Below are 22,966 nucleotides of genomic sequence, written 5' to 3' on the forward strand. Positions count from 1 at the left end.
CCAACATTGCGCCTTTTTTATGCTCTCTGCGTCTGCTATCGCGCTGCTGGCCGTCGGCATTGTCGTCGTGCTGATCACGCCCGGCCCCACCAATACACTGCTTGCCGCGGCCGGCTTGCGCCAGGGTGTGCGGCGCTCACTGCCGCTGATCGCCGCCGAACTAGGCGGCTATCTCGTCTCGATCTCCGTGTGGGGGCATTTCCTCGTCCAGGCGGCGCATGCGCTGCCCTGGCTGCCCTCGGTGTTGCGCGTGGCGGCCGGCTTGTACATCGCCTATCTCGCCGTCGACATGTGGCGCGCGGCAGTCGCCTTGCCCGACTCGGCGCAGCGGGCGAGCGGCATGCGCACGTTGTTCGTGGCGACGCTGCTCAATCCAAAAGGCTTGCTGTTCGCCGGCACGATCTTTCCGGCTGTCGCTTTCGCGCACCTGCCGGCCTACGCCTTTTCGATGCTGATGTTCGCGTGCCTGCTGGTGCCGATCGCGCTCGCGTGGATCGCGTTCGGTGCGGCGCTCGGCAGCGGCAGGCTCACCTGGCTCAATCCGGTGAAGATGCAGCGCGGCGCTTCGATTGTGCTCGGTGTGTTTTCCTTGTCGCTTGCGTGGGCAGCGCTGCATTAACTGCGGCACTGATCCGGCGTTCAGGCGGCCACGCTGTCGCCCAAGGCGTCGTCGACCATTAACGCGTCGAGCCATTCCGGCGGCGCGGACGTGATTTGTAGTTGCGGCGTGCCGTGCCAATCCGCGCAGCGTTGCAACGCGCGGCGCAGATCGCCGGCGAGACGGGCGCTCAGACGCACGCCCGGTTCGATGTGCAGCGACTTCAGTTCGAACACGCCTTGGGTCCGGTGCGCTTTCGCATCCACGCGGCCGACCAGACGCCCACGGCTCAGCAGCGGCAACACGAAGTAACCATATTTGCGCTTCGCCGCTGGCGTATAGCATTCGATCGCGTAGTCGAAATCGAACAGCGCCGCCGCGCGCTTGCGATCCCACACCACCGGATCGAACGGCGACAACACGGTAGTGACCGTCGACGAGAGCTTGCCGCTCGCGGCATCGTCGAGTATCGCGGCGAAGTCTCGATGCACGAACGTGTCCTGCTTCCAGCCTTCCACCTGCACCGGAATCAGTTCGCCCTGGTCGGCGAGCGCATGCAGTTCGTCACGATACGGGCGTCGTGGCAGCCGGTAGTAGTCGGCGACCCAATCGGCGCGCGCGACACCGAGCGCACGGCAGGTGCGGCGTAACACGGCTTCGGTCACGGTGTGCGCGGGCGGCAGATCGCGCGCGTCGTCCCAATCCGGCAGCACGCGCTCGGTCAGATCGTAGACGCGGTGAAAATTGCGCCGCTCGGCCACCATCAATTGACCGATCGCGAACAGCACTTCCAGATGGCGTTTCTCCGGCTTCCAGTCCCACCAGCCGTTGCTCTTACCCGCCTCGCGGGCAAAATCCGCGGAGCGCACGGGACCACTCGCGCGAATGTGCGCGAGCAGCTTCTCAATGTCCTTGCGATATTTCTTGTGCCACTCGGCCGCGTATTTCCAGCCCATGCCGCTCGGATCGAGCATGCGATGGCGCAGCAGGCCGTAATCTTCGATCGGCACGAAACAGGCTTCATGTGACCAGTACTCGAACAGCTTGCCTTCGGCGAGATGCTCGTCGAGCCATTGCTGCGGATAGGCGCCGAGCCGGCTGAACAGCACGAGATAGGGGCTGCGCGCGACGACGTGAATCGTGTCGATCTGCAATTGCGCCATGCGGCGGATCGTGTCGAGCACGTCGGCCTTGACGGCTTTGCGGCGCGGCGGCATCAGCAAACCTTGCGCGGCCAGATGCAGGGTACGGGCGGCGGAAAGCGAAAGAGTCTTCACGCGGGCGTCGATCAGTGAGTGACTGCGATGGGGGCGGACACAAGGCCCAGCCTGGATTAGCAGCCGCTACTGTAGCGTGAAGCGCCCAAACTTGCCTTTACCACCCGCGGCCGTGATGCCGATCCCAGCCGCGATGACGGCCATGATCGTGGTGCCAGTGGCGGTGGCCGCCGCGATAGTAGTCGTCCCGGTAGCCGTAACCGTAGACCGGTTGGGGCGCATACACGACGGGCGGTGGCGCATACACCGGCGGCGCTGCGTACACCGGGCCTGGTGTGTTGACGAACACGCCGACGTCCACCCGCGCCGAGGCGGCAGTCGATGCGCAGGCGGCGGCAAGGCCGAAGGCGGCGAAAACGATCGCGCGTTGGAACATGCTTGTCTCCTGTCGAATGGCTGACGACAATATTACGAGACAGAAAGGCAAGCAGGTGCAACCAGTTGAAGGCGTGTGTAACAGCAGGTTACCCGCCGGCGGTTGCAAGGCCGGCGGGCATTTTCAGACCATCGAAATCATTCAGGCGCCCAGCGGGACCGCTTCTCCCGCCGATACCGCAAGCAATTGATGGATCTGCGCGACCACGGCGGCGCCTTCGCCGACGGCCGCCGCGACCCGTTTGGTCGAGCCGGCGCGGGCGTCGCCGATCGCGTACACGCCCTCGACCGTGGTCGCGAGATCGCAGGCCGAGGCGCCGTCGGCACTCGTGCCGGTCAGCACGAAGCCTTTCTCGTCGAGTTCCACGCCGCAGGTACGCAGCCAGTCGGTATTCGGGTCCGCACCGGTGAAAAGGAACAGATGGCGCGTGTCGAAATGATCGGTGCCGTCGGGCAACGGTTTTTTCAGGGCGACCGACGACAAACCGCTTTCGTCCGCATCCAGCCGGCCGATCTCCGAGTTCGGATGCACGAACACATTCGGCAGCGAGCGGATCCGGTCGATCAGATAGCGCGACATGGTGGCCTCAAAACCGCTGCGCCGGATCAGGACGTGGACCTTGGCCGCATGCGTCGCCAGATAGACGATCGCCTGGCCGGCCGAATTGCCACCGCCCACCAGTACGACTTCCTGGCGTTTGCACAGCTTGGCTTCGACCGGCGACGCCCAGTAGTAGACGCCACGTCCCTCGAAACGGTCGAGCCCTTCGAGCGCCGGGCGCCGGTAGACCGCACCGCTCGCGATCACAATGGCGCGCGCCGTGATATGCCCGCCGCACTTCAGTTCCAGCCGATGCGGCCGCTCCGCGCAATGCAGCGCCTTCACGTTGACCGGAATCGCGACGTGCGCGCCGAATTTCTGCGCCTGCACGAACGCGCGGCCCGCCAGCGCCTGACCGGAGATGCCGGTCGGAAAGCCGAGGTAGTTCTCGATCCGCGAACTCGCGCCGGCCTGGCCGCCTGGCGCGCGGCTGTCGAGCACGATCACCGACAGGCCTTCGGAGGCCGCGTACACCGCGGTGGCGAGCCCAGCCGGTCCGGCGCCGACAATCGCGACGTCGTACACATGCGCATCGTCGAGATCGGGCAGCAAGCCGAGGCACGTGGCGAGTTCCGGCATGCTCGGGTGACGCAGCACCGAGCCGTCCGGGCAGATCACCAGCGGCATGTCCTCTTTCTGTGCGGCGAATTGCTCGATCAGACGCAACGCGTCTTCGTCGCGTTCGTCGATCACGGAATGCGGATGGCCGTTGCGCGACAGGAAGCCTTGCAGCATGACGAGCCGGGCGTCGCTGCTGTTGCCGATCAGGATCGGCCCGCCCGCGCCCTTTTCGATCAGCGACACGCGCCGCAGGATCAGCGCGCGCATGATGCGCTCGCCGAGTTCCGCTTCGGCGACGATCAGCGCGCGCAGCCGCTCCGGCGGAATCAGCAAGGCTTCCACCGAACCGAGCGCCATGCCGTTGACCAGCGCGGGTCGTCCCGACAATTGACCGACTTCGGCAAGGAAATGCCCGGCGCCATGTTCGTTGATCAGCACTTCGCGTCCGATGCCGTCGCGTTGATAGACCTTCACGCGCCCTTCGAGCACCACGAACATGCCGGGACCGGTGAGACCGGTCTCGAACAACAGCTCACCGGCTTTCCAGTGGCCAATCTCGCCGAACTTGCGCAGACGACCGATTTCCGCGCAGGTGAGTGCGGGGAACATCTGATGCATGCGCGTCGAGAGTGACGAAAACGGCGCGTCGGCGACGACGTCCTGCTGTTGCCCTACTGTTTGTTGCACTTCAGCTTCTTGAGTCGAAAGCATTGAACCGCTCCTTCGGTGTTCATTGATGGATCGAACGAGAGGCGAAGCGGCGCGGCGCCCGAAGGCGCGAATCCAGGTGCGCTGCTTGCGCTATACGGCCTTCGGCGCGACGTCGTCGACCGCCACGTCGGGCGGCGGCGTGTTGGGCAGCGAGTCCACCGGCTTGCCCGAGTCGCGCCAGGCTTCCATGCCGCCGCGCAGCGGCAGCACATCGGAGAAGCCGGCTTCGTTCAATTGCTTGGCCATCCATGCCGCGGAAATCTCATTCGGGCAGGAACAGTAGATCACCAACTTCTGATCGTGCGGATAGGTCGCGACGATCTCGTCGAGCTGCCGCTCGTCGGCGAATTGCGAGCCCGGAATGATGAACGGATCGAGCTTGCGCTTCTCATGCGAACGGATGTCGAACAGCACCGGCGTTTTGCCGGCCTTCACGAGCGAGGCCAGTTCGTCGACTTCGATGCGCGCGGACGCGAGCTTCGAAATCAGCTGGCGCCGGCGCACCCAGCGATACGCGGCATACGCCAGCAGCAGGCCGACGGCGACCAGCGCGGCCGTTCGGCCAAGGCGTCCGGCCATGGCGAACAGCATGTCGATCTGCCTCGCGAACAGCGCGCCGATGATCAGGCCGGTGCCGGACCACAATGCGGCGCCGATGCTGTCGTAGGTGAGGAACGTGCGGTAGCGCGTGCCCATGGCGCCCGCCATTGGGATCGATACGATCGACAGTCCCGGCACGAACTTGGCCACGGCCAGCACGCGCACGCCCCAGCGACCGAAAAAGCGTTCGGTCTTTTTTACGCAGGTGTCACGCGAGAGCGACAGGCGGCAAATCGTTTTCAGCGTATTGCCGCCGTACATACGGCCAGCGAAATACCACGCGCTGTCGCCGATCAGCGTGGCGAATATCGACAGGATGAGCACCGGCGCCAACTGCGTGCCCACGGAACCGGGATGCATGGCCGCCATCGCCCCGAACAGCACGAGCGACGGCATCGCCGGAACCGGCAGCCCGATCGAGGCGGCGAGCACGTTCACGAAGACGAGCGCCGGCCCATATTGCTCGACGAGATCATGTAGCATCGGCTTACATCCGCAGCCCTTTCGGGCGCGGCGCAGGTAGGAAATGCAAAGGAGAATGCAAGGATTATGGACGCATTTTCAAGACGTGCAAACGCCCTGAAAAGAAGCCCTTTACTTGGGTGTGGAATGCGCAATCTCAAGCACACTCAACCACTTGAAAGATGGATTAGCAGCGTGACTTGAACAAAACAAGAAAGGTGTGAATGTCGCGCGGTGTTGCTAAAGCGGAAATAATGCCCGATGGACGTCCGTAGACGCCCGCTCAGCAAGCAATTAGAGAACGGTGATGCTAAAGCGTCACGCGGCATTCACACTGAAAGTGCAATGCCGCGTGACGGATTTCATTGACGATGATTGTGCTGTTCGCCGGGCAATTCGGCGCCGTGCGCGCGAATCGCGGCAATCAGTTCGGCTGGCGTGATTTCGTAGCGCACTTCGCGGTGAATGCCTGGCTTGCGCTCATCGACTTCGATCAAAAGAATGCCTTTGCCGTCTTCTGTCGATTCGAGGCGCAGCGAGCGAAGTTCGCGCGCCGTTGCGTCGTCGTATTCGGTGAGCAGGGCCATTGACCCGGAAGACCCGGTAGTGCGCATCGAAGTTGTCCTCGTTCCGTTGTTGATCGAACCATTGTACGGGCAGGATGGTGCGGCGTCTGTCTCGCCACCGTCACGCTTCACGTGGTTGCCGCCGTAGTTGCGTGCGTGCCGCACGCCGCCAAGCGCGTTGACTGGCGCGGCCCGCCGGGCAGCGCGTGTCGTGACGTCCCGCCGTGACAACCAGTTTAACGCGACTCTCGGCAACGACGGATGCATTTTTCGTGCCCCGTGACGGTGCGATTCTTCTCCATGACTGTCACGCTGTTGACGCGCGCTCCAGTTAGGGGAAATGGGCCGGGCGCGGCGTACGTCGCGGCTAGCGCATCTTGTCCAGATCGCTGAGTTCGGCAACGCGCAGCGGTGCGTCGGCGGCGAGGAAAAACTCGTCGAGCTGCGGCGGGGCGGCCGCTGTGCCGCTCAACATCGCGTGAACTTGCCCGCGATGATGGATCTGATGGACGAACACATGCGGCAGCACGCTGCCGATCTGCTCGCGTTGCACCCCGACCGGCGGACCGCGGTCGATCTGGACTTCGCGTTGCAGATCATCGTCGGTAAGCGATTCGCAGAAGGCGAGCAGTTGCTGATCGCTCCGCACTTGTGCATCCCACAGGTCGGCTGCGCGCGGATAGGGCAATTCGTTATCGAAAATGGTGAGGCCTGCGCCGCCGCCGATCAGCGCATCGAAGTAGTAACGGTCCACCAGAAGGATGTGATTCAACGTGAGCTGTAACGATGGGAAGAAGCTCACCCTGCGCTCGGCGAACGCTTCGTCGGTCAAGGTGAGGCAGGCGCGGTAGAGGCGCAGGTTCGACCAGGCGTTGTTGCGCGCCATGGCGGTGAGGTGGGAAGACAGCGGATTGACGCGTGGCGAGTCGGAAGGGGTCACGTCGGCCTCCGGTAGCGGGAATCGGCATGAGGGTGCGCTTGCGCGTCGCCGTGATCGCACGCGTGGCACGAGAATGGAAACGCTGCCGGTCTAGCGTAGCATCGCTTCGCGCGAGGCAATCGACGTGTGGCGCGTTCGTGAAGACGCGCTCCCGTATTCCCTCACCGTTCGCCTTATCTGCCACGCGGGCGGCAACGGATGATCGAGGACAAAACCTCAACAATCCTCAACAGCGCAAGCACCGAATCCAGTCCACAAAAAAATAGGCCCGTCCACGGAGAGGGCGGGCCGCTAAACGCCGTTGTTACTCGGGTCAGCCTGCCCTTGCAAACAACTGGGCGCTGACGCTGCCATCGTGCTGCGTCAATACTGGACTGTCGAGGTGGGGGTAACGCCGATCTATCAGATCAATTCGGCTTCTTCCTGCTCGACATCGTGTGCGGTGACTGGCGCACGGTGTCGGTTGATCTCGGGCGCCGACGTTTGCGCTGCATCAGCGGTGAACGCCCGACGCTTCGTGCCGGCGGCGCGTTGCGCCGGCGCTGCGTCGGCGACGGTGAACAGACGCACCGCTTCATCCAGCACGTCCGCCTGTTCCGCCAGACGCTGCGCGGTGGCCGCCGCCTGCTCGACGAGCGCTGCGTTCTGCTGCGTGGCGCCGTCCAGATGCGAGACCGCCTGATTGACCTGGCGAATGCCTTCCGCCTGTTCGCTGCTCGCATTCGCCACGTCGACGATGATCGACGACACGCGCCCCACCGCCTCGTCGATCACGCGCATCTGCGACGTTGTCCGCGCAACTAGTTCGGTGCCGGCCGCGACTTCGGTGGCACTCGCTTCGACCACTGACTTGATTTCCTTCGACGACGCCGCGCAGCGTTGCGCCAGCATGCGCACTTCGCTCGCGACGACCGCGAACGAGCGGCCTGCTTCGCCCGCGCGCGCCGCTTCGACCGCGGCATTCAGCGCGAGGATGTTGGTCTGGAAGGCGATCCCGTCGATCACGCCGGTAATGTCGGCGATACGTCGCGATGCCGCTGTGATGCCCGCCATGGTCTGCTCGACCTGGCCGGCGATCTTGCCGCCGACCGTTGCCGCCGCCTGGGCGTCTTTTGCCAGATCGAGCGCGCGCACGGTGGCGTCGGCATTGGCTTGCACGGTGGTGGTCAGTTCTTCCATGGTGGCGGCGGTTTCTTCAAGCGACGCCGCTTGCAACTCAGTGCGTCTCGCGAGATCGACATTGCCGCTGGAAATTTCGCGCGCGTTGTCGAGCATGCCGGTGATCTGCGCGCGCACGTCGTAGACGATCGCCGCGAGATTTGCCTTCAACTGATTCAGCGCTTGCAGCACGTCGCCGAGGTCGTCGTGGCGCGCGATCTGCAGATCGGCGGTCAGATCGCCGGCGGCGAGACGCGTGGCGAATCCCGACATGTCGCGAATCGGCGCGGCGAGTTGGCGCGTCAGCACCTGCCATGACGCAATGCTGACTGCCGTGGTGACGCCCAACGCCATCCAGAACGGCACAGGCGGTGCGCCTTGCCACGCGACGAGGCCCGTCAGCAGAAGCGCCAGCGGCGTGATCGCGTAGCCGATTGCCGCACGCGTCGCAACAGGAAGGCGCATGAGCGCCTGCAAACGCCCCAGCACGCCGGTGCGCACCACCACGCCGCGGCGCAACTGCACGCCGCGCGACTCGCCGGTGCGCATGCGCGCGTACAGCGCTTCGGCGGTGCGCACCGCATTGCGTTCCGGTTTCACGCGCACGCTCAAATAGCCGACGACCGCGCCTTTCTCCACCACCGGCGTGACATTGGCATGCACCCAGTAGTGATCGCCGTTTTTGCGGCGGTTCTTCACGAGCGCGGTCCAGGGACGGCCGTCGCGGATCGTCGCCCACATGTCGGCGAAGGCTTCGCGCGGCATGTCCGGATGGCGGATCAGGTTGTGCGGCTGGCCGATCAGTTCGTCGCGCGTAAAGCCCGACACGGCGATGAAGGCCGGATTGCAGTACTGGATGCGGCCGGTCAGATCGGTCGCGGATACAAGCATGTGTGACGACGGGAATTCGTACTCCTGCCCGGTGACAGGCTGGTTATTGCGCATGGCTTTCCTTGCTGGTGCTAGCCCGCGCGTGGGCGCGGCGCTTACATGGTTGCAAGGAATATCGGCAATTAACCCCGCGGTCTTGAGGGTTTCCCAGTAAACCACTCAGGTTTAGGCCGGCCTAAGCCGTTAATACAGGGTTGATTGACGCATCGTGGATGGCCGCGTGAAACAGCGCCGGATGCGTCGCGTGATACGTTCAAAAGGTCTACACTGCGCCCGTATAAGGACTGCAGACGCATCTCGTCCCTCGATTTCGCAGCGGTCTGCCTGCGCGAATCTGCCACTCACGCGAGCTGATGCAGAAGATCCTCGACCGTACTCAGGAGTCATTGGCGCAGGCTTTCGCCACGCTCGCGCAGAGCGCGAAACGCCAGCAGCGCCTGTATCTGGCGACGATCGGTTCGCTGATGCTGATCGTGCTGATTTTCGCGCTGGTGCTGGCGGTAGCGGCCGGGCTCACGCACCTCGAATACCGCCGCACCCTCGAGTCGCAAAATGCCGCCGAGGTTTCCCTGCTCCTGCATCAGGAGGAGTCGTTCCTGCGGCGCGCTGAATTGACGCTCGATTATTACTACGGCGGCGCCGCGGCGCGGAGCGCGCCGGATGCGACACAGCAGGCGATCCTCAAGAGCGGCGTCGCGCGCGGCAAGGTAGACCGGGTGGATGCAGAATTCGACCTGGTGGTCGGCGAAACCACGCGCAACGCGTGGGGCCCGCAACTGGGCGAAAAACTCGGGCGCCTCTACGAATCGGCGCAATCGACGCTCGTGACCCAGCAGGCTTTTGAACTGCAGCAACGGGCGACGCTGATCGGCTTGAACGAAGACTTTGCTGTGATCCTGCCTTCGCTGGCGCAACCGCTCGTGGGCCAAGCTGGCAGCGCCGATCAGGCCGTCACGTCGACGCCGCAACCGGCGATCGTGAGCTTGCTGCGCGAGACGCTCGAACGGCACCTCGAGGCGCAAACCGGCAAGCGCGTGCCGGGGAAAGGCGAGCGCGTCTGGCTGGGACCGTACCGCGATCCGCTGCAGAACCGTCCGGTGATTTCCGCGGTGAGCGCCTACTATCACGGCGACACGCCCACCACGCTGATCAGCGCGAACATTCCGCTGGACGTGCTCGTATCGCGTATCGCGCCCGCCGACAGCGAGGGCGTGATCCTGCTGATGACGGCGGATCGCCGCATCGCCGTGTCGTCGACGCCGCTCGACATGCCAATCGCCAACCTGCTGCGGCAGGCGGTGGCTGCAACGCCAAGCCACGTCTTTCACTACAGCCCCGAGGGCACAATCTTTCACGAGCCGCTGGGGCCGGGCTTCGGCTTCCTGGTCGGCTACATACCGTGGAGTGCGCTGATCGTCGCACTTGGCTGGCAACTGGCGGTAATTGGCTGCCTGGCGGCGCTCACCCTGCTGGCGATTGCACTGATGGCACGCTATTTCGGGCTGCGGTTGTTACGTAATTCGTTTGCGGAAACGTCACGCGCGCTGGAGAGCGAAACGCTCAACCACATTCTCGTCAGTGCGACGCCGGTTGGGTTGTGCATCGTTCGACAGAGTGACTATTCAATCCTGACCGCCAACGCGCTTGCGGCCGAATTGCTCGGTATCGAGGCCGACGGCAGCCGGCTTCCGCCGCATGTCGTCGGCGAGTTTCTGGCTCAGGCGCCGGATCAGACGTCGGCCACGGCGATTGCGCGGGTGGCTGCATTCGTCGCGCCCGCGCACCCGGCGCATCAGCATCAGTTTCCGCAGCAGTCGCAAACGGAGCCGCAAACCGCATCGCCATCAGACAAAGGCGGCGGCGCGCCCTCGCGGTTTCTGCAATTCATATACGCGCCCGTGCGTTACGCTGGCGAGAACGTGCTGTTCTGCGCGATTCTCGACGTCACCGCCCAGACCATGCTCGAGCAGCAATTGCGGCATGCACAGCAGACATCCGAGGCGCTGATGCGCGCGCGTACGAATCTCTTCGCCGCGCTGAGTCACGAAATTCGTACACCGTTGAACGCGCTGCTCGGCAATGTCGAACTATTCGCCCGCACGCCCGGCCTCGAGGCGCATTCGCAACGGTTTGCGACATTGCGTGTTGCAGCAGATGCTCTGCGCCGCGTCGTCAACGACATTCTCGACTTTTCGAAGATCGATGCCGGCGTGATGTGGCTGGTCAGAAAACCGTTTCGTCTCATCGACGAATTCGAAAGCATCGCCCTTTCCTACGCGTCGATGGACGGCGACAGCTCGATCCGTTTCTATGCGTTCCTCTCACCGACCCTCGATCAGACCTTGATCGGCGATCGAATGCGCATCGCGCAGATCGTCAACAACCTGCTTAGCAATGCGTTCAAGTTCACCTCGACCGGCAAGATCACGTTGCATGCCGAAGTGATAGACGATTCACCGGATTGCGCGATTTTGACCTGCCAGGTTTCGGATTCGGGCGCTGGCATGAACGAGGAAACGCTGGCGCGGCTTTTCAAACCGTTCGCACAAGGCGAACTGGGTGCATCGCGCGGTGCCGGCGGCACGGGCCTCGGTCTCGCGATCTGCAGACGCTTATGCGAGGTGATGGGCGGCCAGATTGCTGCGGACAGCGTGCCTGGTGTGGGCAGCGCATTTCGTGTATCGATCCCGCTCGCGAAAGCGCCCGTCGATTCGCTCGCGCCGGCGACGGTCCCCGAGCAACGCGGGACGGTGCTCGTCTTGTCCATGGAACGGGAAACAAGCGAGTTGCTGGACCGCTGGCTTCAGCACGCTGGTTGGATGGGACATCTGGTAACCTCGCTGGCCGCCGCGCAACTGTGGCTACGCATGAATGCTCCCCCCGATCTGTTGCTCGCCTCCGGCGAATACGATCTCGAGGTGATTGCCGCGCTGCGTACGTTGCAGCCGGTCGGCGCCGTGTGGATCACGCGTGGCGGCCCGCATTATCCCGAGCCGCGCGGCGACGGCGTGTTCGAAGTGAGTGAATTCAGCTGGACGGCGATTCTGTCGGCGATCGAACTGGCGCGCGGGGGCACATCCGCGGCGCCGACTCCTGCGCCCGCAATGGCCGATTCGGTGGGAATCCATCCGACGCTGCGAGGTCTCCCAGTCCTCGTCGCGGAAGACAATCCCTTGATCCAGAATCTAGTTGCCGAACAACTGGTCGAATTGGGGTGCGTGCCCACTATCGCCCCCGACGGCAAGCACGCGCTGAGGTTATTCGAACAGACAGGTTTCGAGGTGGTGCTAACCGACATCCACATGCCGGAGATGGATGGTTACGAACTGCTGGACGCGCTGCGCAAGCTGCGTGCGACCGTGCAGGTGCTCGCCTTCAGCGCCGTGGCCGAACATGAGGGGGCGCACAACTGGCGCGAGCGCGGCTTTAGCGGATATGTCGCCAAGCCGGCAACGTTGAGCGAGTTGCAAGCGGCGTTGCTGGAGGTGGCACCGGCTTCGACACCACCGCAGGTGGCTCCGGAGAACCTAGCGCCCGCCAGGGCGATGGCTCCCGCTCCCAACGCAGAGAGCACGCTCAGCGCGGACGACAAGGCGCGCTACTCGGCGATGCTCAAGGAGCACTTGCAAAAAGATCTGCCGAAGCTGCTCGCCATCGTCGAAGAGGAAGATGTGCAGGCGTTGGCCGGCTGGGCGCATAGCGCGAGCGGCGCGTTTGTCGTCGTGCAGGAGCCGCAGTTCGTCGACCAATGCCGGCGGTTGCAACGGCTATGCAATGACAGCGGACGCTGGACCACCGACATGGACGAACTCGCGATCTCGCTGCACGACGCTTTATTGGATCACTACGGACTCGACGAGGAGTCGGCGCATTGACCCGCCATTCTGTTTTGCGGGCTCAACCCGGTCGTTTGGCAATGAAGTCGATTTCGACCAGCGCGTCGCGCGCCAATCCGGTGACGCCGATACAGGTTCGCGCCGGCAGCGCATCGGCGGGGAAGTAGGCGCGGTAGATCTCGTTCATCGGCGCGTAATCGCGCTTGAACTCGGTCAGAAAGATGCGTGCGGCCACCACGTTTTGCAGGCCGAGGCCCAGCCCTTGGAGCACCAGCACGAGATTGTCCATCACGCGCTTGGTTTGGGCGACGACACCTTCGGGAAGCGGTGCGGCGTCGTCGGTTGGGGAGGTCGGCATCTGGCCGGTCAGGAAGACCCAGCCGTCGGCCTCGGCAGCATGCGAGAACGGGCCGACCGGCGTGGGTGCTGAGGGAATCATCCAGAAAGAAGGTGCTGAACTCATGGCAGGGTGTGCTGGGCAAGATCGGATGTCGGGATGACAAGGTAACCGATCAAAAGTCAGGATGCCGGCGCGATGCCGGCATCGTGCCCAGTTCCCGCCCGCTCAGACCAAACCAGTCGCGTAATAAACCGCGATCACAAAGAACACCGCCATCGTCTTGATGACGGTAACCGCGAAGATGTCGCGATACGACTGCCGATGCGTCAAGCCCGTGACCGCCAGCAGCGTGATCACCGCGCCGTTGTGCGGCAGCGTGTCCATACCGCCGCTCGCCATGGCGACGACCCGGTGCAGCACTTCCATCGGAATGTGCGCCGCTTCCGCGCCCTTGATGAACGTGTCGGACATGGCCGCGAGCGCGATGCTCATGCCGCCCGACGCCGAACCCGTGATACCCGCCAGTGAGCTCACCGACACGGCTGCATTGACGAGCGGATTGGGAATGCTCTTCAACGCGTCGCTGACCACCAGAAAGCCCGGCAACGCTGCGATCACACCGCCAAAACCATACTCCGACGCCGTATTCAACGAAGCCAGCAGCGCGCCCGCCACCGCGGCCTTGGTGCCGATCGCGAAGCGCTCGCGCACGCGGTTGAACGCCGTCACGACGACCATCACGATACCGAGGAGCAGTGCGCCTTCCACGGCCCAGATGGCGACCACGGCCTTGATCGTGGTCGTGACCGGCGCGTGGATGCCCGGCAGGATGTCCGGCGCCACGGTGTACGACGCGCCGTACCAGTTCGGAATCCAGCGGGTCAGCAGGAAGTTCGCGACGCCGACCAGAACCAGCGGCGCGACCGCCAGCAACGGATGCGGCAGTTGCTTCGATTCCACGCGATCCGGCTCGTTGACGAGTTCCGTGCCGTAACCTTCGCCGGTCGCCATCGCCGAGCGGCGGCGCCATTCCAGATACGTCAGGCCGACCACGATGATGAACAGCGAACCGATCACGCCGAGTGCGGGCGCGGCCCACGAAGTCGTCTTGAAGAAAGTGGTCGGGATGATGTTCTGGATCTGCGGCGTGCCGGGCAGCGAATCCATGGTGAACGAAAACGCGCCGAGCGCGATCGCGCCAGGCATCAGGCGTTTCGGAATATTGCTCTGGCGGTACAGCTCGGCCGCAAACGGATAGACGGCGAACACCACCACGAACAGCGAGACCCCGCCGTAGGTGAGCAGCGCGCACACCGCAACGATCACCGCATTGGCGCGCGAGCGGCCGATATAGCGGATCGCGGCGGCCACGATCGATTCCGAGAAGCCCGACAGTTCGATGACCTTACCGAACACGGCGCCCAACAGGAACACCGGGAAGTAGAGCTTCACGAAGCCGACCATCTTCTCCATGAAGATGCCGGTGAAAACCGGCGCGACGGCAGCCGGATCGGTCAGCAGAACGGCGCCGAGCGCGGCGATTGGCGCAAATAGAATGACGCTGTAGCCGCGATAAGCGGCAAACATCAGAAACGCCAGCGCGGCGAGGACGATGACAAAGGACATTGAGTCTCCAAAGCTTGGTTGTTCTACATGGTCGCCGTTCCGAGGGTGCGACGGCACGGCGCCGGGCAAACGCAGGTTCCGTGCCACGCATACGGCAACGGCCAGCCGCTTGATTTCGCGGACCGAAGGTCAAAACGTGATCGGGCCGATTGTACCCAAACGTCTCCAAAACGGGACGCAAATTGGCTGAAGTTAGACCAAAGCAAGGTTAAACCCTTATGTAACAAGCTTGCTGGCGATCTCTTCAATGAGATAAGCTTGTCTACGAAATGAGATAAGCATAATAAAACGATAGCCGGAGACAGCGACAGCATGATGAACGACTGGGCGGGCCTTCCCGCCACCTACGGCGACGTACTGCGCCGGGCGATGGATTCGCTCTTCCGCACATTCGAAAATTTCAGCGAAGGCACATTCATCGTGGATGCCGACGCGCGCGTGGTCTGGATCAACAAGCGCTATGCGGCGCGCTTCGGTTTTTCGGATCCGGAGCAGGCCATCGGCCGCGATTGCGAAGCGGTGATCCCGAACAGCTTGATGCGCGAGGTCGTCGTCACCGGCAAACCGATTCTGCTCGACATTCTGGAAACGGACCGCGAACCGCTCGTTGTGACGCGTTTGCCGCTCAAAGACGATGCGGGCGTCACGGTGGGCGCCGTGGGCTTCGCGCTCTTCGACGAACTGAAGGCGCTGACGCCGCTCTTTTCCCACTACTCGCGCGTGCAGGAAGAGTTGATCGCGACGCGCCAGTCGCTCGCGCAGGCGCGGCGGGCCAAATATACGTTCGGCAGTTTCGTCGGCACGAGCGCGGCCAGCCTCGAAGTGAAGCGCCAGGCGCGCCGCGCGGCGCAACTCGAGTCGCCGGTGCTGCTGCTCGGCGAAACCGGCACCGGCAAGGAGTTGCTTGCACATGCCATCCACGGCGGGTCGGCGCGCGCGAATCAGCCGCTCGTGACGGTCAACGTCGCGGCGATTCCCGACACCTTGCTCGAAGTCGAATTCTTCGGCGCCGCGCCCGGCGCCTACACCGGTGCGGACCGCAAGGGGCGCGTCGGCAAGTTCGAGCTCGCGAACGGCGGCACGCTGTTTCTCGACGAAATCGGCGATATGCCGCTGCCTTTGCAGGGCAAGCTGCTGCGCGTGTTGCAGGACAAGGAGTTCGAACCGTTGGGCTCGAACCGCATCGTGCGCGCCGACGTCCGGATCATCGCGGCGACGTCAGCCGATTTGCCCGCGCTGGTCGCGGCGGGGCGCTTTCGCGCGGACTTGTTCTATCGGCTGAACGTGCTGACGATCCATGCGCCGCCATTGCGCGAGCGAGCCTCCGATATCGAGGCGCTGGCTTACGCCATGCTCGAGGATCTGTCGACGCAGGCGCGTGGCGCCAGTCACTTCGAATTGCAGGATGACGCGCTGCGGCTGCTGTGTTCGTATAGCTGGCCTGGCAATGTGCGCGAATTGCGCAACACGCTGGAGCGCGCGGTGATGCTGTCCGACAGCGAGCGGATCGATGCGCGGGCGCTCGCGCCGTTTATCGGCTCGGCGCACGGCGGTGGACATCGTCCGACTGCGTCCTTGCCCGAGGCGCTTTCGCCGCTGCCCGCTGCGGGCGCGCAGGCTGGCGCGCCTGAACCGGCCTCGTGGAGCGAGGCGATGGCGGCCTTTGAGAAGCGTTTCCTGAGCGACGCTTTGCGCGCCAACGGCGGCCGTGTGATCGAGACGGCGAACCAGATCGGCATGGGCCGCGCGACGCTCTATAAGAAGATTGCGGCATACGGCATCGACGTGTGACAACGTTCGTCGATGGCGATTGACGCAGCGTAATTGACGCGTGGCACAATCGCGTGATCGAAAAACAAGACGTGATCGGGGTTTCAATGAAACGCAGTCTCTCCTTCTTCGCGCGCCGGGCCTGCGCCACGCTGGCGGCCGGCGTGATGGTCGCGTTGAGCGGTTGCAGCAGCAGCGCGCCGCTGTTTCTGCCGGACGGCCGCGCGACCACGCTGGTGCAGTGCCCCGCCGGTTCCGACTCCTGCTCGCAGCAGGCCAGCGCGGGTTGCGGCGGCGCATTCGATGTCGTGCGCCAGTCCACTGAAAATGGCACGCTCAACCTGATTTACGCCTGCCGGGCGAAATAACGGCTCGCCGGCGCGAAGACCGGCGCGACCAACGCCTCAAGCATTTTTCCTTCAGCCCGCGGTTCGACAACGAATGCGGGCGACTCGCTCGCCGCACCGATTTCAGCCGCGCGCGGCAAACTGGCTCACGCGAGGCTTCATGGTCGTCACGATAAGCGTATGGCCGTCATAAAGACCTGTATCTAATGCGGGTTCTCTCCGCATCTATGATGCGCAATGGGTAATTAATGCCACGCTTCACATTATTTTTCTTGTCGGCGGGCGCAATTAAAAACGCCGCAATTTTCACCGTTTAGCCAAGTCGGTGCGGCACCCAACGGAACGCGAAGTTTAGCCGCAGTACTCTCTTGCCAGTGGCTCAGGATTCAAGTGGCAAGCAGGTTTTGCCGGTTTGATCGCCAATGCGGGAAGTGCCGGGAAGGATTTTCCGTTCAGCCGAAAACCGGGAGTTTTTTGCGGCACGCTTTATGCTTCGATTTACGCATTGAAAATAGTTCAACGAGTAATCCGGGGAAAGCAATGAATCATCACCAACTCGAAAAAGATATTGAACATCTTGAACACGTAATCTCGCATATCTCCGCTGAAGACCGCATCCCGCTGTCTTATTGGCGAAACCGTATCGATTCCGTTTCCGGCGCGGCACTGGTGCCGTCGCAGGCGACCCGCGTCAAACGGCTCAACGCCGCGCTCTCGGCGCTGGAGCGACGGCAGAAAGCCTGAACGCCTGCGCAGTGGACGGCTGTGACGTACCCTTCGATCGGCTAACGTTTTCTGCAAAAATAAGGGAACGTAACGGCCACGCACCCTACGCGGCGTAGCGCGTTGTCTCGACACGGGGCAAGCCGCGTCTTTTGATGCGTACGCGCTAACGGCGTCCAGGCGGCGGATGTGCGCCGACCGCGGACGGAAGGCGCGCGTCAGGCAAGGGCGCGCAGGTCGCCACCTCCATCCACTGATTCAGGACAAACATGCAACCAGCAGGACTTTCCGCGTCTCGGCTGACGGCGCTGACCAATGCCATGCAAGGCTATGTGGAACGCGGCGAAGTGGCGGGCGTGGTGTCGATGGTCTGGCGGCGCGGCGAGATCGGTTATTTCGAGCCGCTCGGCTGGCGTGACGAAGCGGCGCAGTTGCCGATGGAGCGCGACACGCTGTTCCGCATTGCCTCCATGACCAAGCCGGTGACCAGCGCGGCGATCCTGATGCTGATCGAAGAAGATCGGCTCGCCCTCGACACGCCGATCTCACTCTGGTTGCCCGAACTGTCCGCGCCGCGCGTGCTGCGCGACCCCGCCGGCCCGCTCGACGAAACCGATCCCGCCAGAGCGTCGCTCACCGTGCTGGATCTGCTGACGCACCGCGCCGGCTTCGCCTATCACTTCACTGCAACCGGACCGCTGGCCGAAGCTTACGCCGACGCCTTCAACGGTTTCGAAGCGCGCATGGACGGCAACGCCTGGCTTGCCCGCATTGCGGGTTTGCCGCTGATGTTCCAGCCCGGCTCACGCTGGCACTACGGCATCGCGACCGATGTCCTCGGCGTGCTGATCGAACGTGTGAGCGGAATGTCGCTCGGCGAGTTTTTCCGGACGCGGATTTTCGAGCCGCTCGGCATGCGCGATACCGCTTTCTGGGTGCCTGACGCGCAACTCGCCCGGCTGGCCACGGCTTATGGCGTCGAACAGGGCACGCGGCGGCGTATCGTGGAGGACCATCCGTCGTCGAGTCGGTGGGCGAACCCGGATCGCTTTCAGAGCGGCGGCGGCGGGCTGGTTTCGACGGCGCAGGACTATCTGCAATTCGCGCAACTGCTGCTTGGCCGCGGACGGGTCGGCACGACGCGTTTGCTGTCGCACCGCTCGGTCGATCTGATGCGCTCGAATTTTCTGACGCGCGACCAACGTCGCGTGTCGGCCTTCGGTCATGCGCTGTGGGCAGGCCAGGGGTTCGGCCTCGGCGTGTCCATCGTCGACGATCCGGCGCAGCAGTTGCCGCTCGGCTATCGCTCGATGGGCTCGTTCGGCTGGCCGGGTGCGTATGGCACCAGCTGGTTCGCCGATCCGGTGGAAGACCTGATCGGTCTGATGCTGATTCAAAGGCGCTCCGTCGAACCGTTTTCAATGACAGTGGACTTCGAACGCCGCGTGTACGATGCAATTGACGATTGAGCGAACCGGCCGTGTCCTGGCCAGCGTCTTTTAAGCGTGTTATCCGCTCGCGGTGTCGGGCTTCTCTATCCGGCAATTTATTCGTCTGATAGTGTCCGCACTTCAGTTCTCGTCAAAATGATCGGAGTACCCGTCATGGCCTCGTACAAGCAGTTGACTGCCCAGCTCGAAAAACTCCACAAGGAAGTCGCGGCGGCGCGCGAGAAGGAAGTTGCCCAGGCGATCGCCGAGATCAAGCAGAAGGTGGCCGAGTACGACCTGACTGCTGAAGAACTGGGTTTCACGAACAAGGGCACCGCAGCCCGCAAAACGCCTTCGGTCGCCAAGTATCGCAACCCGAAAACCGGCGAGACCTGGAGCGGCCGCGGCCGTTCGCCCGCCTGGCTCGTAGGCAAGAATCGCGAGCGCTTTCTGATCGAAGGTTGAAGTGCTTCGGCGCATGACGTGCGCGTGAGTCATGCACCGGATTGTCTAAAGTGATGTCGCGGGCGATTTTTCTCGCACCGCTGAGCAGGTCCCGAAAACGCTCACCTTTCGCGTGAACCTGTCGCGTGAGTCGTGAGCTCGGCCACGTGGCCAACTCAAAGCCTGGTTGCTTCGGTGAGCCTGGTTTTATCGAATCACGCACCTTGCGGCAAGCTTGCCGCCGCAGGCCGCCGTGACTGACCCACTTTCTCCGAAACCCACGCCGGCCTTTGCTGGCGGGCGTTCCCAGGCTCTGCGAAGAATCGCTGCAGCCGACCCTTAAGTCTCTCTCAGTTGCGTCTAACGCATTCGACGCTGTGCAGACTTCCGCTGCGCAGGTGCGCGACTAACGGTCGGCACGCTCACCGTTTGCTGCGATTCGAGGACGCACATGCTGTGGTCCCGAAAACCCTCACCTTTGCGCTTCCCGATACGCGCAGGCTACTGCGCTCGGGACTAACCCGGAGTTGAGTTCCTCTCATACCCCGCATCAAAACTCATCGATACATGGTCGCGGATGCCGAACGTCACAATCGGTCATCCACTCAACCTCGACGGAAAGACCATGAGCGCATCGACGGACAAACAACTCTTTATCGGCGAAGGATTCGAAGGCCCCGGCGTCAATCTCGCGCACATCAACGTGCTGGTCGGGCCGCGCAACGGTCCCGCCGGGCAGGCCTTTGCTACCGCATTGGCGACGCCTTCGGCGGGCCACGCGCCGTTCGTCGTGATTGCGCGCCCGGGCGTGCCGACCAAGCCGCTCACGCTGTATGTGAACAAGGCGCAGATCGGCAGCGACTTCCACGGCAACGCGACGTGGGGCGCCTCGCAAGCCGGCATCGCGAAGGCGGTGGCCGAGTCGCTGGAGAACGGCACGCTGCCGCCCGAAGCGGAAAACGACTGGGTGGTGGTGTCGGCGAACTGGGTCAACCCGTCGACCGACAATCTCGACGCCGTCTTCGAGAACAACTACCGCGCATGCAAGAACGCAATCCTCGCGGCGATGAAGGGCCTGCCGCATCGCGATGAAGTCTTCGCCGCCGCGCGCGACGTATCGAACCCGTTCTACACACCGAAGCAACGTTAATGGCACGCAGCGCGGCCGGTGAGTGCTCATGCGCAACTAACCGTCCGCGCTGCCGGATGCGATCAGGAAGGAGACACGCACTATGGAATACATTCGCCTCGGCCAATCCGGTCTGAAGGTTTCGCGTCTGTGCCTCGGCACGATGAACATGGGCACGCCGCAATGGAAGCCGTGGATTTTCGACGAAGCGCAAAGCGAGCCGATTGTTCGTCATGCGCTCGAAGCAGGCGTCAACTTCATCGACCTCGCCGATTTCTATTCGACCGGCGTGGGCGAAGAAGTGGTCGGCCGAATTCTGAAGCGTCTCGCGCGACGCGAGGAAATGGTCGTGGCCACCAAGGTCGGTTATGACATGGGCGCGTATCAGAACGCCGGCGGCCATTCGCGCAAGCACATCATGGACGGCATCGACGGTTCGCTCAAGCGCCTCGGCATGGATTACGTCGACATCTACATGCTGCATTTTTTCGACGTGAATACGCCGGTCGAAGAAACCATGGGCGCGCTCAACGATATCGTGCGCGCCGGCAAGGCTCGCTATATCGGCGTCTCGACCATGTACACATGGCAGTTCGCCAAGATCATGCAGGTCTGCGAGCGCAACGGCTGGCACAAGCCGATCAATATGCAATTGCAGTTGAACCTGGCGTACCGCGAGGAAGAGCGCGAGATGATTCCGTATTGCCAGGATCAGGGCGTCGGCGTGTCCGTCTTCAGTCCGCTGGCGCGCGGGCTGCTCACGTGCGATCCGAATTCGACGCGCAATCAGACCGACTTCTTCACCGCGCAAATGTACGGCGATGCGGCTTCGCGCGAGATTGCAGCGTCGGTGGCGCGCGTGGCCTCGCGGCGTGGCGTTTCCGCCGCACAGATCGCGCAGGCGTGGGTGCTGAACCAGGGCGGCGTCGCAAGCATGCTGGTCGGTGCGGATACGCCGGCGCAGTTCGACAGCGCGCTCGCCGCGCTCGGCACGACGCTTTCGGCGGACGAACTGTTCGAGCTTGAACGCAACTACACGCCGTGCGATCTGATCAACGACTACACCGCAGGCAAACGCATTGCGCGCGAAGCGCGCTTTGCACAAGGCGTGTTCGTCGAAACCCTGGAGAAGGCCGCATGAACGAATTTCTTCGCACGGGGCATTACATTGGCGGCGAGTGGTACGAAGGCGCCGACACATATGCCGTGTTGAATCCCGCGACCGGCGAGGTGGTCGCCCAAGTGGCCAAAGGCGGCGCGGCGGAAACCGCGCAGGCCATCGCGGCTGCCGAGCGTGCGTTTCCCGCATGGCGTTCGCTGACTGCAAAGGAACGTAGCGCCCGCGTCAAACGTTGGGGCGAGTTGATGCTCGAGAATCGCGACGCGCTTGCCGAACTGCTGACGCTCGAGCAAGGCAAGCCACTTGCAGAAGCGCGCGGCGAAGTCGGCTATGCGGCCAGTTTCTTCGAATGGTTCGCGGAAGAAGCGAAGCGCGCGTACGGCGACGTGATCCCGAGTCCCAATCCGAATGCGAAGATCATTGTGACGCGCGAACCGGTCGGCGTGGTTGCGGCAATCACGCCGTGGAATTTCCCGCTCGCCATGATCACGCGCAAGGCCGGCCCCGCGCTCGCGGCCGGCTGCACGATGGTGCTCAAGCCATCGGAAGAAACGCCGTTGTCCGCGTTTGCTTTGGCGGTACTGGCCGGCGAGGCAGGCATTCCGCCCGGCGTATTCAACATCGTGTCCGGCGATGCCGTGGCGATCGGCGGCGCGCTCACGGAATCCGACGTGGTGCGCAAGCTGTCGTTCACCGGCTCGACGCGCGTCGGCAAACTGCTGGCAAAGCAGTCGGCGGACACGCTGAAGAAGTTGTCGCTCGAACTCGGCGGCAACGCGCCCTTCATCGTATTCGACGACGCGGATCTCGACGCCGCCGTGCAAGGCGCAATGGCTTCGAAATTCCGCAATACCGGGCAGACGTGTGTGTGCGTCAACCGCTTCTACGTACAGGACGGCATCTACGACGCGTTCACGTCCGCGTTGACGCAAGCGGTGCGCAAGATGCGCGTCGGCAACGCGCTGCAAGGCGAAGTCGAACAAGGTCCGTTGATCAATCAGGCCGCGCTGAGGAAGGTCGAAACGCACGTGGCCGATGCATTGGAGAAGGGCGCGAAGATCTTGACCGGCGGCAAGCCGCACATGCTCGGCGGCACCTTCTACGAGCCGACCGTTCTGGTCGACGCCAACAATTCAATGCTGATCGCCGAGGAAGAAACCTTCGGACCGGTAGCCGCGTGTTTCCGTTTCAAGACCGAAGCGGAAGCCATCGCCGCGGCTAACGACACACCATTCGGCTTGTCCGCATATTTCTACACACGCGACCTGGCTCGCGCATGGCGCGTCGGCGAAGCGCTGGAAAGCGGCATGGTCGGCATCAACGAAGGGATTCTGTCCACCGAAGTCGCGCCGTTCGGCGGCGTCAAGCAATCGGGTCTCGGTCGCGAAGGCTCGAAGTACGGGCTCGATGAATACACCGAACTGAAGTACATGATGATGGGCGGCCTCGGACGCTGATCTT

At 63.3% G+C, this 22,966-nt stretch carries 19 protein-coding genes; 10 read left to right on the top strand and 9 right to left on the bottom strand.

What is annotated here, in order from left to right; translation table 11 throughout:
• Positions 1–19: 19 nt before the first annotated feature.
• Entirely contained in the window at positions 20–619 is a 600-nt protein-coding gene (locus tag P0D80_RS14845; RefSeq protein WP_408177633.1) for a LysE family translocator, read from the top strand.
• A 20-nt stretch (positions 620–639) separates the two neighbouring features.
• Here P0D80_RS14845 and P0D80_RS14850 read toward each other — a convergent pair whose 3' ends face one another.
• From P0D80_RS14850 to P0D80_RS14880, 7 genes are all read right to left on the bottom strand, one after another.
• Positions 640–1,875: a winged helix-turn-helix domain-containing protein gene (locus tag P0D80_RS14850; RefSeq protein WP_408284834.1), complete on the bottom strand. Its 1,236-nt coding sequence runs from the start codon at positions 1,873–1,875 to the stop codon at positions 640–642.
• Between the two features lie 97 nt (positions 1,876–1,972).
• Complete coding sequence (locus P0D80_RS14855; RefSeq protein WP_132383480.1) at positions 1,973–2,251, bottom strand: hypothetical protein; 279 nt, start codon at positions 2,249–2,251, stop codon at positions 1,973–1,975.
• Positions 2,252–2,392: 141 nt separating this feature from the next.
• The gene (locus tag P0D80_RS14860) at positions 2,393–4,123 is read right to left on the bottom strand and encodes an FAD-dependent oxidoreductase (protein WP_408177635.1); all 1,731 of its coding nucleotides are present in this window, start codon (positions 4,121–4,123) and stop codon (positions 2,393–2,395) included.
• Between the two features lie 90 nt (positions 4,124–4,213).
• A complete protein-coding gene (locus P0D80_RS14865; RefSeq protein WP_408177636.1) occupies positions 4,214–5,206 on the bottom strand; it encodes a DedA family protein/thiosulfate sulfurtransferase GlpE in 993 nt (330 codons plus the stop codon).
• A gap of 341 nt (positions 5,207–5,547) precedes the next feature.
• Positions 5,548–5,799 carry a hypothetical protein gene (locus P0D80_RS14870; RefSeq protein WP_007178686.1) on the bottom strand — a complete coding sequence of 84 codons (252 nt, stop codon included), beginning with the start codon at positions 5,797–5,799 and terminating at the stop codon, positions 5,548–5,550.
• A 319-nt stretch (positions 5,800–6,118) separates the two neighbouring features.
• A complete protein-coding gene (locus P0D80_RS14875) occupies positions 6,119–6,691 on the bottom strand; it encodes a DinB family protein (protein ID WP_408177637.1) in 573 nt (190 codons plus the stop codon).
• A 402-nt stretch (positions 6,692–7,093) separates the two neighbouring features.
• The gene (locus P0D80_RS14880; RefSeq protein ID WP_408284839.1) at positions 7,094–8,794 is read right to left on the bottom strand and encodes a methyl-accepting chemotaxis protein; all 1,701 of its coding nucleotides are present in this window, start codon (positions 8,792–8,794) and stop codon (positions 7,094–7,096) included.
• Positions 8,795–9,093: 299 nt separating this feature from the next.
• Between P0D80_RS14880 and P0D80_RS14885 the strand changes: the two genes are divergently transcribed.
• Positions 9,094–12,615, top strand: coding sequence for an ATP-binding protein (locus tag P0D80_RS14885; RefSeq protein WP_408284842.1), 3,522 nt, complete (start codon positions 9,094–9,096; stop codon positions 12,613–12,615).
• Positions 12,616–12,637: 22 nt separating this feature from the next.
• Here P0D80_RS14885 and P0D80_RS14890 read toward each other — a convergent pair whose 3' ends face one another.
• Both P0D80_RS14890 and P0D80_RS14895 read right to left on the bottom strand, forming a co-directional pair.
• On the bottom strand, positions 12,638–13,039 hold the full coding sequence (locus tag P0D80_RS14890) for a RidA family protein (protein WP_408177640.1): 402 nt from the start codon (positions 13,037–13,039) through the stop codon (positions 12,638–12,640).
• Between the two features lie 102 nt (positions 13,040–13,141).
• A complete protein-coding gene (locus P0D80_RS14895; protein WP_408177641.1) occupies positions 13,142–14,542 on the bottom strand; it encodes a GntP family permease in 1,401 nt (466 codons plus the stop codon).
• A gap of 312 nt (positions 14,543–14,854) precedes the next feature.
• On the opposite strand from P0D80_RS14895, the gene P0D80_RS14900 reads away from it, so the two are divergent.
• The 8 genes from P0D80_RS14900 (at position 14,855) to P0D80_RS14935 (ending at position 22,962) form a co-directional block, all read left to right on the top strand.
• Positions 14,855–16,333: a sigma-54 interaction domain-containing protein gene (locus tag P0D80_RS14900; protein ID WP_408284847.1), complete on the top strand. Its 1,479-nt coding sequence runs from the start codon at positions 14,855–14,857 to the stop codon at positions 16,331–16,333.
• Between the two features lie 86 nt (positions 16,334–16,419).
• On the top strand, positions 16,420–16,680 hold the full coding sequence (locus P0D80_RS14905) for a hypothetical protein (protein ID WP_132383498.1): 261 nt from the start codon (positions 16,420–16,422) through the stop codon (positions 16,678–16,680).
• Positions 16,681–17,199: 519 nt separating this feature from the next.
• Positions 17,200–17,403 (top strand): hypothetical protein, encoded by a 204-nt coding sequence (locus tag P0D80_RS14910; protein ID WP_408219583.1) that lies wholly within the window; start codon positions 17,200–17,202, stop codon positions 17,401–17,403.
• Between the two features lie 248 nt (positions 17,404–17,651).
• Positions 17,652–18,851, top strand: coding sequence for a serine hydrolase domain-containing protein (locus P0D80_RS14915; protein ID WP_408177644.1), 1,200 nt, complete (start codon positions 17,652–17,654; stop codon positions 18,849–18,851).
• 135 nt (positions 18,852–18,986) lie between these two features.
• Positions 18,987–19,277 carry an H-NS histone family protein gene (locus tag P0D80_RS14920; protein ID WP_408284850.1) on the top strand — a complete coding sequence of 97 codons (291 nt, stop codon included), beginning with the start codon at positions 18,987–18,989 and terminating at the stop codon, positions 19,275–19,277.
• A 604-nt stretch (positions 19,278–19,881) separates the two neighbouring features.
• A complete protein-coding gene (gene fae / locus P0D80_RS14925) occupies positions 19,882–20,406 on the top strand; it encodes a formaldehyde-activating enzyme (RefSeq protein WP_132383506.1) in 525 nt (174 codons plus the stop codon).
• An 82-nt stretch (positions 20,407–20,488) separates the two neighbouring features.
• The gene (locus P0D80_RS14930; RefSeq protein WP_408284852.1) at positions 20,489–21,526 is read left to right on the top strand and encodes an aldo/keto reductase; all 1,038 of its coding nucleotides are present in this window, start codon (positions 20,489–20,491) and stop codon (positions 21,524–21,526) included.
• Entirely contained in the window at positions 21,523–22,962 is a 1,440-nt protein-coding gene (locus P0D80_RS14935; protein WP_408284855.1) for an NAD-dependent succinate-semialdehyde dehydrogenase, read from the top strand. The genes P0D80_RS14930 and P0D80_RS14935 overlap by 4 nt, the downstream gene beginning before the upstream one ends.
• Positions 22,963–22,966 lie beyond the last annotated feature (4 nt).

Origin of the sequence: Paraburkholderia sp. RL17-373-BIF-A, from assembly GCF_046030175.1 — a bacterium.
Taxonomy (GTDB): domain Bacteria; phylum Pseudomonadota; class Gammaproteobacteria; order Burkholderiales; family Burkholderiaceae; genus Paraburkholderia.

Excerpts from the sequence above, each read along its gene's own strand:
- P0D80_RS14845 (WP_408177633.1), top strand. The coding sequence starts at position 20 with ATGCTCTCTGCGTCTGCTATCGCGCTGCTGGCCGTCGGCATTGTCGTC.
- P0D80_RS14855 (WP_132383480.1), bottom strand. The coding sequence starts at position 2,251 with ATGTTCCAACGCGCGATCGTTTTCGCCGCCTTCGGCCTTGCCGCCGCC.
- P0D80_RS14860 (WP_408177635.1), bottom strand. The coding sequence starts at position 4,123 with ATGCTTTCGACTCAAGAAGCTGAAGTGCAACAAACAGTAGGGCAACAG.
- P0D80_RS14865 (WP_408177636.1), bottom strand. The coding sequence starts at position 5,206 with ATGCTACATGATCTCGTCGAGCAATATGGGCCGGCGCTCGTCTTCGTG.
- P0D80_RS14870 (WP_007178686.1), bottom strand. The coding sequence starts at position 5,799 with ATGCGCACTACCGGGTCTTCCGGGTCAATGGCCCTGCTCACCGAATAC.
- P0D80_RS14880 (WP_408284839.1), bottom strand. The coding sequence starts at position 8,794 with ATGCGCAATAACCAGCCTGTCACCGGGCAGGAGTACGAATTCCCGTCG.
- P0D80_RS14885 (WP_408284842.1), top strand. The coding sequence starts at position 9,094 with ATGCAGAAGATCCTCGACCGTACTCAGGAGTCATTGGCGCAGGCTTTC.
- P0D80_RS14890 (WP_408177640.1), bottom strand. The coding sequence starts at position 13,039 with ATGAGTTCAGCACCTTCTTTCTGGATGATTCCCTCAGCACCCACGCCG.
- P0D80_RS14895 (WP_408177641.1), bottom strand. The coding sequence starts at position 14,542 with ATGTCCTTTGTCATCGTCCTCGCCGCGCTGGCGTTTCTGATGTTTGCC.
- P0D80_RS14900 (WP_408284847.1), top strand. The coding sequence starts at position 14,855 with ATGATGAACGACTGGGCGGGCCTTCCCGCCACCTACGGCGACGTACTG.
- P0D80_RS14905 (WP_132383498.1), top strand. The coding sequence starts at position 16,420 with ATGAAACGCAGTCTCTCCTTCTTCGCGCGCCGGGCCTGCGCCACGCTG.
- P0D80_RS14910 (WP_408219583.1), top strand. The coding sequence starts at position 17,200 with ATGAATCATCACCAACTCGAAAAAGATATTGAACATCTTGAACACGTA.
- P0D80_RS14915 (WP_408177644.1), top strand. The coding sequence starts at position 17,652 with ATGCAACCAGCAGGACTTTCCGCGTCTCGGCTGACGGCGCTGACCAAT.
- P0D80_RS14920 (WP_408284850.1), top strand. The coding sequence starts at position 18,987 with ATGGCCTCGTACAAGCAGTTGACTGCCCAGCTCGAAAAACTCCACAAG.
- fae (WP_132383506.1), top strand. The coding sequence starts at position 19,882 with ATGAGCGCATCGACGGACAAACAACTCTTTATCGGCGAAGGATTCGAA.
- P0D80_RS14930 (WP_408284852.1), top strand. The coding sequence starts at position 20,489 with ATGGAATACATTCGCCTCGGCCAATCCGGTCTGAAGGTTTCGCGTCTG.
- P0D80_RS14935 (WP_408284855.1), top strand. The coding sequence starts at position 21,523 with ATGAACGAATTTCTTCGCACGGGGCATTACATTGGCGGCGAGTGGTAC.